A 13913-nucleotide genomic window follows, 5' to 3' on the forward strand; every position below is an offset into this window, starting at 1 on the left:
AGTAGACCAGGATCGCCTTCAGGCCGCTGTCTCAACGGTCTCGTACCGAACGACGATGCGTTCGGAAGTCACCAAGCAAGGCTACGCGAGTTACCTCGCGGTGGTGATCAGGCTCCGGCGCCCCTTGCGAACAGAGCTCGCTCGACGGACGCTGCGGACGACGTAGCAAGCCCCTGGAGTCGGACGACATGCGCTCGGAGCGCAGCCAGCCCGGTGACGACCGACTCCCAGACATCCGGGTCCTCGGGCACGGGTACCTCGACGTTGCGTAGGTCGTCGTAGTAGAGCCTTCGGCGGACCGCACCGCGGGACCTTCGCACGATTTCTGCTCGTCCGTCGGCGCTCTTGAGGTACGCGAGCAGGTACTCCCGCGAGAACGGCGCGTCGTCGTTGAGTCGGAAGACGACGTAGTCCGGGCTGGCCCATCCAGTCTCTGCCTCGGTCCGGCACAGCGCGATCGAACCGACATCGACCCGCATCGGGTTGTACACGAAGTCGCCGATGCTCACCCGCCGATAGCGGGTCAAGTCATCGCCCGGCGACCCCTTGAACGGTCCAATGCCTCCCGTATTGGAGACGCCGAGGAAGCGGTCTGGCACACGGGAACCGGCACGGAAACCCGTTGGCACGATGTACTCGTCAAGCGCGGTCCATCGGGCGACGGCCATCGCGTCGAGGTTTTCGACGACAGCATCGAGATCAGCGACCATTTGGTCGAGTGTCCCGCTTCCCTGACGGAGGTCATCGACACGCTCGGCGGGGTTCTCGTCGGCTGAGGTCGCACCGTCGTCGGGGTGAGAGAAGTCGAGGTGGCCTTCCTCGTCGATCTCAGCGCGAGTGACTACCCAGGAGTTCTCGTCTGCCACACCATCGACGAGCCACGCCTGAGCCCCGGCGAGTGCAGTGCGCGGCAGCGGGTTCGTCTTGCTGTAGGAGCGCTTCCCTATCGGCGGTCGGACTTGGTAGTAGCGCACGACGTCGGTCGTCGGCGTTCGCTCGAAGAAGAGGATATTCGTGCGGGTGTCCGGCGCTGTGGGGAATACGCCGGTGGGCAGCCGCACAACTCCCGTCAGGCGGTAGTCATTCACGAGACGTCGACGGACCGTTGAGAACGCGGTGATCGACCGGTACAGGATCCCGTCGGGGAGAACGATTGCCGCACGCCCACCCTTTCGCAGTTTCGACATGCAGTGCTGCAGGAAGAGCAGCTCCGTCGCGGCAGATCGAGCTGAGAAGTTTTGCTGAACGACCGGATTCTCCGTGCCGCCGAACGGCGGATTGGTCAGGATCACCGAGTGCTGGTCGGCGGGAGCGACGTTCATGACGTTCTGCTCGAGCGTGTTCACACGCAGCGTGTTCGGCTCCGTGACCCCATGCAGGATCAAGTTCATGGTGCCGACAAGGTGGGCTAGGTCCCCTGACTCCTGCCCGAAGAAGGTTCGCGTCTCCAACGTCGCTTCGTCGCTACCGACGCGCACCTGGCGTTTCATGTACTCCGCGGCACCTACGAGGAAGCCGGCCGAGCCACAGCACGGGTCATAAACCGTCTCGCCGATCTGCGGACGGACAACGTCGACGATGAACTCGACCACGGGACGCGGCGTGTAGAACTCGCCTGACCACCCAGCGTCGGCGGTCTGTGCCAGCAGCGTTTCGTAGATGACGCTCATTGCGTGGTGGTCTTCGACGGAGTGGAAGTCAATGTCATCCACGATCTCGATCACCTCAGCAAGCGAGTGCCCGCTCTTCATGACCGTCGTGACGGAGCTGAACAGCTCGGCGATCTTCGACGCCGCACCGCTGCCGTTGAGCTCTCGAAGGCCAGGCAGCAGGGTCGCATTCACGAACTCGATCAGTGCGTCGCCCGTCAGGTCCCCACGAGCCCACGTCGACCACGCAAGCGCTTTCGGGATGACTCGACGGTAAGCGCGCCCGTCAACCTCAGCCTCTAGGCGACGAGTGGTCTCAAAGTCGTCGTAAACCTTCAGGAACAACAGCCACGTCATCTGCTCCAAGTACCGAAGCGCGTTCTTGGTGTTGTCGTCCGCGCGCATCTTGTCGGAAGCGGACTTGATTCGTGCTTGGAGTTGCTGGAGCGTCACGCAGACGAGCCCTTCGAGTAGATCAGTCGCTGAACGTCACGAAGCAGCTGGCCGGCGGCGTCTGCGCCTCCGAAGACCTGCACCACGTGCCGCACGCCACCCAGCGCGCTGATCTGCGCCGATCTGAATGCTTCGCTGCTGCTGATCTCCTCGACGCCGCCGACGAGGTAGGCGTCGAGCAATGCATCTACCACGTCCAGCTGTTCCGGTGTGTAGGCAGTCTTCCATGTCGTGTACGTCGACTCGACGGCTCGGACTCGATCCTCGCGCGACAGGATCCGAGCGTCGAAGGCTGCGTGCGCGAGCAAGTCGTAGCCGTCGGCGTCTGGGCGCCCTAGCACCAACCCGAGCAGCTCAGCCGTCACGCCGTCAGTGGCAAGGTTCGCAACAAGTTGACTCCGGGCGGGAGCGTCGCACCAGATCGCAGTCAGCGCATCCGAGTCCGAGGCGGCCTGGGCCACGAAAGCACCAGCGCGCTCGATGTACTCCACCACCGTCAGCTGCGAGCCGTCCTTCAGGACGAGGTCGGTCTCCTCAACGATGTTGACTGTCACGCCGTTGATCACGATTCGGTCGACTCCCCCGCCTGCTGCGCGCAGCGCGAAGTCGAGGTGCGCGTCGCCGTGCAAGAGGTCTGCGGTCCGATCGGAGCGGGTATACGCCGGCTGCGTCGCCGTGATCACGAGCTCGCGCCGCGGCAGCGACACCAACGCGTACGTGCCGTCCTTCGCTGCCACGACTTCAGCCAAGGGGCGCGGGCCGAGACGCGCCGTGACGAGTGCACCAGCCAGCGCGGTGCCGTCCGCCGAACTGGTGACGGTGCCGGACACGATTCCGTCGCCATCGTCTGGCCCACCGACGGGCGGCGGAACGGGGAGGTCCCACGCGTCGATCAGTCGTGACGCATTGGTGTAGTCAATGATCCGGAAGAACTCTTTGCCCGTGCTCGGGTCGAGCCTCGTGCCACGGCCGATGATCTGCTTGAACACGGTGCTGGAAGCAACCGGCTTCATGAAGACGATGTTGCGGACGCTCGGAGCGTCGATCCCGGTCGTAAGCAGGTCCACGGTCGTCGCGACGACGGGCTCGGAGCTGGACGAGAGCTGGAACTCAGCGAGAAGCGCGTGGGCGTCGCGCTCCTCCCCCACGATGCGAGCCGCATACATGGCCTTGCCGGTGTCCGGGCCGAGCATGGCTTGGAGGTGCGTCCGTACTCGTTCGGCGTGCTCAGCGGTCACGCAGAACACGATCGTCTTGTCGTTCGCGCCGAATCGACGCAGCATCGTGGCAAGGTGTTCGCACATCACGCGCGTGCGGTCAGGCAGCACGATCTCCCGTTCGAACTGGCTCTGCGCGTAGGCGTCTCGGACGGTGGCGTCTTCGGGAACGATCAACTCGGCACCCCGGGCGACTTCTTCCCCAATGTGCAGACCGTTGGCGTCCACGTTGGTCTCGATCTTGTGCACGCGGTAGGTGGCGAGGAACCCATCCTCGAGGCCCTGCCCGAGCGAGTACTCGAACGCAGGCACAGGCTCACCGTTGGCGTCGCGGTTCTCGCCCGCGAATGTCTCGTAGGTGTCGATGGAGTCGGTGCGCTTCGGTGTCGCGGTCAGGCCGAGGTGGAATGCGTCGGCGAAGTAGTCGAGGATCTCGGCCCAGTCGCCGTACCCCGACCGATGGCATTCATCGATGATGATGAGGTCGAAGTAGTCGGCCGGGTACTGCTCAAAGACGCGGCGACCGTCGGGGGCGACCGCGAAGAGGCCCTGGTAGATCCCGAAGTGCACCGAACGCTGCAGTGGCAGGTCCGGACCGTCGATCACTCCGCGCTCATTGCCGAGGGCTGAGAACGAGTTGTAAGCCTGATCGCGAAGGCCCACCCGGTCGGCGAGGAACAACACCCGTCGCGCGTAACGCGAGCGCAGGAGCTTCAGTGCGACGTTGTACGCGATTACGGTCTTGCCAGTACCCGTAGCGAGGGAGAGCAGCGTCCGGTGCCGGCCGCGCAGCAGTTCGTCGATCGCGGCGGCAACTGCGCGCTCCTGGTAGTACCGGAGCCGGCGTTCATGTCCGCTGGGCTGGAGCGCCGGGTTGGCGACGAGATCGCCATGCCTGTTCGTTACGTGAGGGCCACGCCACGTAGCCCCTGCTGCGAGGCGCTGCGCGAGCTCATCTGATGTCGGGAAAGCGTCAAGGTCTCGCGTGGTCAGCGTCAGTGAGTCGAACTCGACGATCCCGTGACCATTGCTCGAGTAGGCGAACGGGGCGCCAATATCGCGGGCGTACGCCATAGCCTGCTGGAGGCCGGCTCCTGCCGAGTGCGTCTCGTCCTTCGCCTCGACGGTAGCGAGCGGAACCCCGAGTGGCTGGAGGCGGAGCAGGTAGTCCACGTACTGCGGCCGATCCCGGAACGTGTCGTCTCCCACAAGGCGGACGCGCCCCTGACGATAGAGGAACTCTCGTTCGAGGGCGGCGCCAACCCAACCGGCGTCGACGAGTTTCGGGTCGATCAGCTGAGCGCGGGTTTCCGCTTCCGAGCGTGGCACTTGGCGAACCTACAGGACCCCCTGCCGCGCCGACGGGACCGCCGCGGCTGCCGCTCCACTTCACTTCGGCGCGCGCGGAGCTACCAGTGCAGCCCTCGCCATCGGAGCGCCCACGCCCATACCCAGAGCGACACACACACGCTGTGAAGCACGCACAGGTCGCCTCCGAGCACCGGGCCGGGGATGACGGTCGTGGTCAGGTCGGCGTGGTCAACGAGCGCTCGGTCCCATTCGCCGACCATGAGCGATGCGACCTGGCCCTTCACGGGGTCGAGCTGGACGACGAGCTGCACGCGGCCGGCCGGGTCGATGTGCGTCGTTGCGATGATGCCGCTGGCTACGAGTCGGTCCGAGACGTCGACAGCGAAGGCGCCGAGGCCCACCTGCGTGCTCACTGGCCCTCCGTGGCCTGGCTGACGACGGGCACGAAGTCGCCGTGCTGCCGCGACCAGATGCGGGGGCTCCTGTGCGCGTACGCCGGCCCGGTCAGCACCTCGACTGCCTGTGCGTGCGTGACGCCTGCACGGAACGCGCGCGCGACACCCGACGTCCAGAACGACTCGCCGTCGAGGAGGAACATGACGGTCCGCCGGCGGTTGACGGTCGCGACCTCGACGAGCCGGTTGACGAGCTGGTCGTGGTCCTCGAGCCCTGCGTACTCCGTGCCCGCGTTCCAGTCGGCGGCGTACGCCTCGAACGCTGCGAGGGCATCGCTGAACGTTCCCCAGTCCTCGTTGACGGGCTGGTAGACATGGGAGCCACCCGTGCCGGCGTTGTAGACGTACATGACCCTCTGGCCGTGCAGGCAGACGAACGCGTCGAACCGCAGAGTCTCCTCACCGCCGGCCTCGCGGAGGTGGGAGACGCTGTAGCCGGCGTACGCCGCGGTGTTGACGTTCGGGTTGGGGTCGATGATCAAGGGCGCCTCCAAAGGCTCGGAGATCCGGACTGGCTGGTCAGCGGACGCGGCCGACACTCTGGCTTCCTCGGCGACGCGTTCACGCCACGCCCGGGACTGCTCCCGACGCCAAGGCCAAACGCCGCCTGCTGTTGCTGAGGGTCGGGTGTAGGACCCGTCACAGGCCCAAGGCCGCACTGGACGAGTCCCGCAGCACTTCAGCGGGGCGCACGTACCTCGCCAGCGTTTCGAGCCGGGCGTGGCGAGTCGTCCTCGCGATGCGCTCAGCGGGGATGCCGGCTTCGGACGCGACGGTGGCGTGTCCAGCGCGCATGGAGTGCCCGGAGAGGTCGAGGTCCCCGAGTCCGGCTTGCTCGGCTCGTCGGACGAGGACGTCACGAACAGCCTGCCCCGATAGGCGGGTGCCTCGGACGGCGCGGCGGTCGGACCAAGCGATGCGCTGAAAGAGCGGCTCATCGGCCTGGTCGAGTCCTGCGGTGCGGAGCCAGACGCGGACGGCGTTCACCGGGTCGGTGTCGCCGTGGCCGCGCACCACACCGACGACCTGCCCCTCACCGTCCTGGTCGCCCTTCGACCGGCGGAGTGTCACGACGAGCCCGGACGGCTTGAACACCACGTCGCGGACGTCGAGGCCAGTCAGGTCGGAGCGGCGTAGTGCGGCACCGAAGCCCAGCAAGATGAGCGCGCGGTCACGCAGGCCACGCAGTGACTCGGGGTCGCACGTCGCGACGATGCGGCGGACCTCGTCCGTCGTCAGCGGGTGAGCCTGACGCCGCGGTGCCGTGCCCACGGTCCGGCGGATACCCGAGCGCGCGAGACGCACACCCGCGGCCGTCGTCGGGTCAGGAAGCCCGGAAGCTGCGTGCTCGGCGGCAATCGCAGCCATTGCCCGGTCGACCGTCGAGACGCTCCGTCCCGCAGTGGCGAGAGAGGCGGCGTACGCAGCGACATGGAGCGACTCGGCGGGCAGCGACAGGTAGCCCCGCCCTCCAGACCAGACGAGCCACGACCGCCACGCGCTGGCGTAGACCCGCCGCGTGGTCGACGCACGAGCGGCAGCGACGAACCCCGCCACGGCGTCGACGTCGTCCGGGTGGACAGACACGACGCCCGGCGTGGGCTCGATGGTGGAGGTCAACTCGGTCATGGGCACCGGTGTAGCCGGCGCCCGGTACTTGTGTAAAGCGGACGCAATCTGGAACTCGCGAGAAGGGGTGATTTTCGCAAGTACGGGCGTCCTCACCTGGGGATACGGGCCCTTGTCGGCGGTCCCTGCGATCCTGCAGCCATGTGCCAAAGAGGCGAGGGCATAACGGCAGACGACTGCGACCGTGTGGCGAGCGCCCTGAGTTGGCAGCTCGTAGACGGCGAACGTCCACTGGCCATGGCGCTGCTCAGCGATGCGACGTCGCCATGGCGACAGTTCGTCGTGATGGCCACACATCGGTTCGCGCGGGTCGCGTTGCTCAACGACCACGCGCCCAGGGTCGTGGTGATTCCGTACGCCGATGTGATGTCATCGGCGTGGACTCCCGTGGAGTTCTGGACCGCCGACGGCGCACGCGTATACCTCGGCCGGCTAGCGGACCCCAAGGACGTTGACATGTTGGAGTTGGCCATGTGGGACCTGACCCTTCCCGCGCACGATGGAGGTAGCGACGTTGCCCGACGTTGAGCATGCAGACGCCGTGGTGCGCCCGGTCCCTCCGGCACTCGCCTCGAGCAGGACGCTTGGGCCACGGGAGACCCGGATCCTTGGGCACGACATCGCCGTGCGACCGGACTGGTGGGCGAAGGAACTTGGCGACCACGGGCTCGGTGAAGAGACGTTCGACGCTCCCGAGTCCGTCCTGACTCGGGGCGACCTATTCGCGCTCGGTCAGCACGCGACGGACGACCCGGCCTCCGCGCGTCGATTGCTGTGGGCGACGCTCTCGTGGGGCACAGGGACGAAGCACCGCAACAACCGCGCGCGCATCGCATCTGTCGCCCGCGACCCGGACGGCGTAGGCGCAGCACTCATGAAGGCTGCTGAACTCTCGCGAACGGACGCCTACGCGGCCTACCAGGCCATGGCTCCCGACGGCCGCAACCTCGTCAGCTTCATGGGCCCACCGTTCTTCACGAAGTTCCTGTACTTCGCTGGCGGCGGCTCACCAGACCACCCGTGCCTCATCCTCGACTCCGTGGTTGCACGGTCCTTGGCGAATCTCGACGAAGCGAGCAGGTGGACCCCTCCCGGCACCCGGTACTGGTGGCCAGCCGCGACCTACCGCTCCTACACCGGGTTGCTGCACCACTGGGCGGAGGAGCTCAGCGACCGACGGGACAGCGTGGCTGCAGACCAGATTGAACGGTGGCTCTTCCTCCCTGAGCACAAGCGGTGAGTGTCGCAACGCTCGTTCTGAGAGCCGAGTTGCGCGACGACTTCGGGTAGGCGATCGCGACCTACTGGAGAACGTCGCTACCTCGGCGACACTCCGCTACCGCTATCAAGGTTTCGAGACCGTGACCTCACCCGCTCGCCGTCGCCCGATCGCCCACCGGGCGTACCGCGGTGGCGATACCGTCGGCGCCAGGAGGAAGACATGCAACTGTGGGATGCACGGTTTCGCGATCACGAGCTTTGGCGGGTCGTCGAGCAAGCGCGGAGCACGATGAACGCGGTCGCGCTCCCGGATGGGCAACCGGAACGGGACATGCTCGATTACGCCGGCATGGTGCTGGAACTGCTGGAGCGTCGCCGCGAAGACACCGACGGGCGAGAGGTGAGCCCGTCGATGCTGGTGGCGACCCAGAGCGCAGCAAGCAACTTTGCGACAACGCTTGGTTACGTGCAGACCGGCCAGTACACCTGGCAGCAGGTCGTTCCGGCCGTAGACGATGTGGTCACGGCCCTCGGGCAGTGGCCACCGCTCAAGCTCTCCCGGTACATGAGCGGCATCAGCGCTGCGGCGGACAGCTTCCAGCAGCGGGTCCTAAACGCGGCGGATGCCGTCGAGGTACGAGCGGAAGAAATCAGAAGCTCACTGGAGACGATTGCGTCGAAGCAGGCGGAGGTCGAAGCGGCGGTAACGAATGAGAAGCAACGCATCACCGAAGCCATCGCGACGTTCACCTCAACCGGCAACGAAGCAATCCGGGAGTGGACCCAAGAGCATGACGACGCCATCAACGAACGGGCTGCCGTCTGGGACGCGGCGCTCGCCGCCGCGCAGAATGAGGCGGACGAGCATCGCGAGCGCATGTCTCAGTACGAGGACAAGTCGCGGAAGGTTCTGGAAGCAGTCGGTGTGAACTCGACCGCGACCGACTTCGGACAGTACGCGAAGGAGCAAGGCGAGGCCGCCGACACATGGCGTCAGATCGCCGCGCTCGTGTTCGTCGTTGCTGGTGGATGGTTCATCGCCAGCTCCTTCCCATGGTTCACCGACGGCGCCGACCTGTGGGAGTCTGCTGTGGCGCGTCTGGGCGTGACCGCAGCAGTTGCGGGCGTCGGCGCGTACGCGGCCCGTGAGTCCTCGCAACACCGCAAGGAAGCGCGTCGGGCCAAGCTGGTGCAACTCGTCCTGACTGCACTGGAGCCGTTCCTCGCCAACCTTCCCGCGGAGATGCAGGACGAGATCCGCGCCGAGGCGGCTCGCTCGATATTCGTACTAAACGCAGAAGCGACGGTCGAGTCCGAGAGCGCCGACGGGTATCTCGAAGTCATGAAGAGCTTGGTTGGCAAGCTCCCCGAGCGAGGGTAGGGGCCCGCGTCGGTCCGTCCGCAGACTGCTCTAGCGCCGAGTGGCACCCGTCATCCAGAGCACGCGTAGCCACCCAGTCGGCGGGCGCGTGTTAGTGCCTTGAGCGCATACCGTCGTGTTGATGTCCCACGATCCTGCGCTCATCGCTGCGTTCAACGCTGACGCGGATACGAGGATGGTGTGGGCCACTGAGCGGGCCGACCGCTCGCAGGTCGTCTACCTCGATGACGGTACCGCTGAGCAGATGCGTCAGCGGACGAAGAGCTCTCTCGCTTGCATCGTGCCTGAGTGCGACATCCCATTGACCACTCACGCGCGCAAGACCAAGCGGGACGGCTTCGCGCACCTTGGCAGGGTGGACGACGCACTGCACTGCGCCGAGTCGCTCATGCATCAGCAGGCGAAGGCCGTGATCGTGTCGTGGCTCCGCGCCAGGTACCCACACGTCCGCATCGACCCCGAGGTGCTACTCGTCAACGGCGAGCGACGCCCAGACGTCTACGCGGAGAACCCTGCAACTGGCAACAAGCTCGCGTTCGAGGTGCAGTACAGCGCGCTGACTATTGCCGAGTGGGACCGGCGCCACCAGTGGTACGCCGAGCACGACATCGTCGACGTCTGGGTGTTCGGTCACGTCGGACCCCAACGACGCCGACCACGAACCCTCGACACGGACGTCGTGACGAACGCGCTCCAGGAGCATCTCCTCGCGAAGGGTGAGCTGCTGTGGTGGGTTGAACCGACGGCAGGCATCATCGCCACGCCGTATATGACCGCGTTCGACGAAACCACGGGCCACACCTACAACGCGCTGCCTCGTGAGCATCGGCGCGACCTGAGTTTCGAACTGAGCGCCCTTGCCGAGTCCTGGTTGACTGCGAAGGGGTTTCGCACGCCCGCGTTGATTCGCATGGACGAAGCAGCAGAGCAACTGACTGCAAGGCGAGAGCATGCACGACGTGCGTACGAAGCGGACGTGGCACGCCGACAGGAGAGCGAACGGCTAGCGCTCAGCAAGGCGCGGGTCGCTCAAGAGGCTGAGGCTCGCAGAACCCGAGAGCAGGCTGAGGCACTTGAGGCTGCTCGGCAGGCCCAAGAGCAGTCCGAGAGGCGGCGAGCGGAGCTGGACGACCGTCTCTGGCGCGAGGCGCTCATGCGAACGATTACGCCGGCGGACACGCTTGACGGCGCGTGGGCGTCATCAGAGGTGCGCCACGAGATCGAGTTCATCTTCGGAAGCGTGCCGGAGTGGCTATTCGTCGACTACTCCGCAGTGGTGCCTGAATCGGCCCTCGGCATCTCGCACCCGCATTGGCAAGCGGCCGCGTTTCTCTACGCGCTCAAGCGGAGCACCCGGCGGGGTCCCGGCCGCCCACGGCCCACCGTTCCCGTCGAGACGTTCATCGAGGGCGTCGCGAGCGTCGGAATGCGATTCGAGCGCCGCCTGCTCGACGGACTCCTGCTCGACTGGTGCGGCCACCTCTACGAACGACGCCAACTGGGCCAGCTTGGCCGCGACGGGCACACGCGAGTGCTGACAAAGTTGCCCGTCCGAGAGCCCGTAGCTCCGGCTCCAGTGCATGCCTCTAGCTGACGAGGAGCAGTCAGCGGCGGGCGTCGATGAGACCAGCGAGCTCCAGGACGATGGACTCGATGGATGCCTTCGTCGTGCACGTCGGGTCTAGCCGCTTCATGTGGCGGTAGGCCACATCACGAAGGACTGGACGCGTCACCTTGCCCGCGAAAGGGCCTTCTGCCGCGAAGATCTCGGCGGCATACGTCGCGGCGTCGGTGTGCAGCGCCCCGCCGTGCCGATCCTTCAACGTCGCGAGGATGTCCGCTGCGTGCTCCCAGACCACGTACCGATTCGACTCGAGGATGCGGGCACCATCAGCGGGAAGCTCGCGCTCAACGCGTTCGCGGAACCTTCGAGCGAGTTCGGTCGCGCCGCCATGGTCAGACAGCGGGATCTCGGCAGCGACTGCCTCAGCAATGAAACGCAGCTTCGCAGTCGTCGCCTCGTCCCGTTCGCCCGACGTCTCGTCATCGAGCGGTGCCTCGGCATCCGCGATAGCGGCGTCGAGTGCCGCGGGCGTGAGGTAGACGACCCTCAGCCAATGGTCCGACACGACGTGCGCCTGGAACCCCTCAGGGTCGTGAGGCTCCAGAATCATCAATCGCGGCGCCAGCCCGACGATGAGTTCCGTGGTTGTCGCCACTGCATCGTTGTCCAGCGCGACGATCATGTGCGCCGCCCCGTCCGGAGCTGACACGCTCATCGAGCGAACGACCCGAATGCTGTTCTTCGCTGCTACCTCGGCGACCTGTGCAGCGAACCCGGCTGGAGAGACCATAGCCGGAGCATCCCATAGACCGGTGACAGCAACGATGAGCCTCCTCCCGCCGCCGCGCACTGAGCCTGCTTTCAGTCGCCGCTATCTCTCTGCGCCCTGATTCGCCCGGTCCCCGTCTGTTCGACCACCTACCATCCGGGCATACGAAATGCACGATTAGCGGCATTTCGAACCGAGGGGGTGGAGGTAACCCAGATGTGTGTTGTTAAGCCCGGTCCGCGATGTGCCTGCGACAGCTTGCGCGACCTCGTGAGGACCGAGAACGCTTTCCGGCTCGCTCACCCTGGCCAGCCGCTCCCAGACGCTCTCGCGGGTGCGCAGACGGTCGCGATGGGGCACGCCCGCTGGCAGGCGGCACGTCAGGACGCGCGCCAGCTGGACGCGCTCGTGCGTGACGCCGAGACCGCGGGCGAAAGCGCCGAGTACGTCGCTGCGCTCATCCGCGCCCGTGACGGTGCGCTCTCGCGCGCTTTGAGTGCACAGGAGGAGTTGAGTGGCACCTGGCAGCAGCGCGAGCGCACCCGCTCTGCCCATCTCGCGTTGCACGGCCCGGGCGTGCTCGCCGACCTGCCTGCTGACGAACCGGTCCAGCCTGCACGGACCGACGCGTGGGGTGCAGACGGGAGGCACAGCGTCACGGGGAGCCGGTTTGACGAGGCCGGCTACTCGCAGTCCGGATTTCACAGGACGACGCGCAGGGATGCGTTGGGCTATCACGAGCTCACCGGAACCCTGCTCTCGCCGAGTGGGCACTTGCCAGATGGCCGGCACCACACCGAGGCGGGGCTGACCCGGGACGACGCGCACCTGACCACGGCCGACGATGTCGTGGCGGGCAACGTCGAACTCCCACCTGTGCCGAAGACGGTCTCGGCCGCGAAGGCGATCGAGGATGCCCGCCGGTCCGAGAAGGCCGACCAGACACCGGCGAAGGTTGCCGAGTCGAAGCCGGGCGCCGCCGACGTGGCGCCGTTCCGCAGCAAGAAGGCTGTCGCGGCAGCGCTCCGGACGCCGGGGTCACGCTGGGCGGTTGAGCGCGACGGGACGACCACCCCGGTGACCGTGGTCCGCAGCTCAACCACGAGTATCTGGGTCCGCCCCGACGACGCACCGGCTGACGCGAAACCGGCGTGGCTCCCGATTGGGAACCAGTCGGCGTGGAACGTCCACGATGACGGCTTCGACGAGGACGGGGCGACCCGCATCCGCCGACTCGCCGCCTGACCGTCGCTTCTAGAAAGCGCCTCGCTCGTCCAGTCACGGACCGGCGGGGCGCTTTCTGTGCCCGGCCGTATAGCCGTACACGTACCATTTACGGACATAGCAGACAGTGTTTCCAGCAGGGAGTGGTGGCCCAAATGAACGACATCCTCGAAATGGCGGCATCGACCGCCGAAACGCGCACGCTGGATGGCGGGCAGATTTCCCGCGTCGTTGACCGTCCGGCACGACCTGGCCGGCTTTGGGCGGACCAGCACGGCGCCTGGTGGTGCACGACGGCCAGTGAGCCGGTGGCCGTCGGTGGGGTGCGCTTCGGCTACCGCGTTACGTCCAGGCTCGCTACGGCCGACGAGATCCGCCGGCACCACGCCGGCACGGCCCGCCTCCTGGCCGTCCTCCACGGTGAGGTGCACGGCGATGTGTGAGGCCAAGCCGGGACCACGCTGCTCATCAGACACGAGGGATGTTTGCAGCCGGTCTGGCTCGAGCTACCGACTCACTTTCCCCATGGGACCGTCGGTCAACCCGCTGACGGCCGCGCACGCCACCATGACCGGCAGCGGCTGGGTGAGCCCGACCCTCCAGGACGCGCGCCCGTCGTCGTCGTCCTGGGCGACACCCCACCGCGTCAAGGTCGAGCAGGCAGCCGCGGCGGCTCCTCGACCTGCCCCTGCACTGCAGCATGCTCCTCGACCCGCTCCGGCTCCCGCACCCACTTTCCCGCCAGCGTCGTCGCCGTACCCAGCGCCGCCCGCGCCACAACCGGTTCAGCAGCCGGCCTTCTGGGGTGCGTCCGTGAGCCCGACACCAGCCCCGACCCGGACACCCCGCCCGGTGGGACGTCACGATTCGGTTCGGCCCATGACGGGCGGGCAGCAGGTCGCGCTCGTGGTCCAAGCCGCCGCGAAAGCTGGCGGGAAGGCCCTCATCCGGGGCCTCCTGCGGCAGGGCCGGTCAAGCGCGCGCGGCGTGGTTCGGAAGCTCGTCATTCGGCCAATGCGTCGCGGCGTCAGGAACGTGAC

The 13913-nt window shown here is 66.6% G+C and carries 11 protein-coding genes; 5 read left to right on the forward strand and 6 right to left on the reverse strand.

Features of this window, described 5'->3' with window-relative positions:
• Window positions 1-107: 107 nt before the first annotated feature.
• The 5 genes from IC607_RS08515 to IC607_RS17835 all read right to left on the reverse strand — a co-directional run bounded on the left by IC607_RS08515 (window position 108) and on the right by IC607_RS17835 (window position 7044).
• Window positions 108-2102 carry an N-6 DNA methylase gene (locus tag IC607_RS08515; protein WP_191786894.1) on the reverse strand — a complete coding sequence of 665 codons (1995 nt, stop codon included), beginning with the start codon at window positions 2100-2102 and terminating at the stop codon, window positions 108-110.
• Window positions 2099-4648 (reverse strand): DEAD/DEAH box helicase family protein, encoded by a 2550-nt coding sequence (locus tag IC607_RS08520; RefSeq protein ID WP_191786895.1) that lies wholly within the window; start codon window positions 4646-4648, stop codon window positions 2099-2101. The genes IC607_RS08515 and IC607_RS08520 overlap by 4 nt, the downstream gene beginning before the upstream one ends.
• A gap of 80 nt (window positions 4649-4728) precedes the next feature.
• Complete coding sequence (locus tag IC607_RS08525; protein ID WP_191786896.1) at window positions 4729-5043, reverse strand: hypothetical protein; 315 nt, start codon at window positions 5041-5043, stop codon at window positions 4729-4731.
• On the reverse strand, window positions 5040-5567 hold the full coding sequence (locus IC607_RS08530) for a hypothetical protein (protein ID WP_191786897.1): 528 nt from the start codon (window positions 5565-5567) through the stop codon (window positions 5040-5042). The genes IC607_RS08525 and IC607_RS08530 overlap by 4 nt, the downstream gene beginning before the upstream one ends.
• 157 nt (window positions 5568-5724) lie before the next feature.
• Window positions 5725-7044 (reverse strand): site-specific integrase, encoded by a 1320-nt coding sequence (locus IC607_RS17835; protein WP_191786898.1) that lies wholly within the window; start codon window positions 7042-7044, stop codon window positions 5725-5727.
• Between the two features lie 169 nt (window positions 7045-7213).
• On the opposite strand from IC607_RS17835, the gene IC607_RS08540 reads away from it, so the two are divergent.
• The 3 genes from IC607_RS08540 (at window position 7214) to IC607_RS08550 (ending at window position 10910) form a co-directional block, all read left to right on the forward strand.
• Window positions 7214-7954, forward strand: coding sequence for a hypothetical protein (locus IC607_RS08540; protein WP_191786899.1), 741 nt, complete (start codon window positions 7214-7216; stop codon window positions 7952-7954).
• Between the two features lie 201 nt (window positions 7955-8155).
• The gene (locus IC607_RS08545) at window positions 8156-9316 is read left to right on the forward strand and encodes a hypothetical protein (RefSeq protein WP_191786900.1); all 1161 of its coding nucleotides are present in this window, start codon (window positions 8156-8158) and stop codon (window positions 9314-9316) included.
• 121 nt (window positions 9317-9437) lie between these two features.
• On the forward strand, window positions 9438-10910 hold the full coding sequence (locus tag IC607_RS08550; RefSeq protein WP_191786901.1) for a competence protein CoiA family protein: 1473 nt from the start codon (window positions 9438-9440) through the stop codon (window positions 10908-10910).
• A gap of 10 nt (window positions 10911-10920) precedes the next feature.
• Here IC607_RS08550 and IC607_RS08555 read toward each other — a convergent pair whose 3' ends face one another.
• Window positions 10921-11670, reverse strand: a complete 750-nt coding sequence (locus IC607_RS08555; protein ID WP_191786902.1) for a hypothetical protein — start codon at window positions 11668-11670, stop codon at window positions 10921-10923.
• 330 nt (window positions 11671-12000) lie between these two features.
• Here IC607_RS08555 and IC607_RS08560 point away from each other — a divergent pair, with 330 nt between their 5' ends.
• On the forward strand, window positions 12001-12894 hold the full coding sequence (locus tag IC607_RS08560) for a hypothetical protein (RefSeq protein WP_191786903.1): 894 nt from the start codon (window positions 12001-12003) through the stop codon (window positions 12892-12894).
• A gap of 134 nt (window positions 12895-13028) precedes the next feature.
• Window positions 13029-13316 (forward strand): hypothetical protein, encoded by a 288-nt coding sequence (locus IC607_RS08565; RefSeq protein ID WP_191786904.1) that lies wholly within the window; start codon window positions 13029-13031, stop codon window positions 13314-13316.
• Window positions 13317-13913: the final 597 nt, after the last annotated feature.

It is taken from the genome of Cellulomonas sp. JH27-2, from assembly GCF_014837175.1.
In the GTDB taxonomy this organism is placed as follows: Bacteria; Actinomycetota; Actinomycetes; order Actinomycetales; family Cellulomonadaceae; genus Cellulomonas.

Bases quoted from the DNA above. Each gene is read 5' to 3' on its own strand.
- IC607_RS08540 (WP_191786899.1), top strand. From the start codon at position 7,214: ATGGAGGTAGCGACGTTGCCCGACGTTGAGCATGCAGACGCCGTGGTG.
- IC607_RS08545 (WP_191786900.1), top strand. From the start codon at position 8,156: ATGCAACTGTGGGATGCACGGTTTCGCGATCACGAGCTTTGGCGGGTC.
- IC607_RS08550 (WP_191786901.1), top strand. From the start codon at position 9,438: ATGTCCCACGATCCTGCGCTCATCGCTGCGTTCAACGCTGACGCGGAT.
- IC607_RS08555 (WP_191786902.1), bottom strand. From the start codon at position 11,670: ATGGTCTCTCCAGCCGGGTTCGCTGCACAGGTCGCCGAGGTAGCAGCG.
- IC607_RS08560 (WP_191786903.1), top strand. From the start codon at position 12,001: ATGGGGCACGCCCGCTGGCAGGCGGCACGTCAGGACGCGCGCCAGCTG.
- IC607_RS08565 (WP_191786904.1), top strand. From the start codon at position 13,029: ATGAACGACATCCTCGAAATGGCGGCATCGACCGCCGAAACGCGCACG.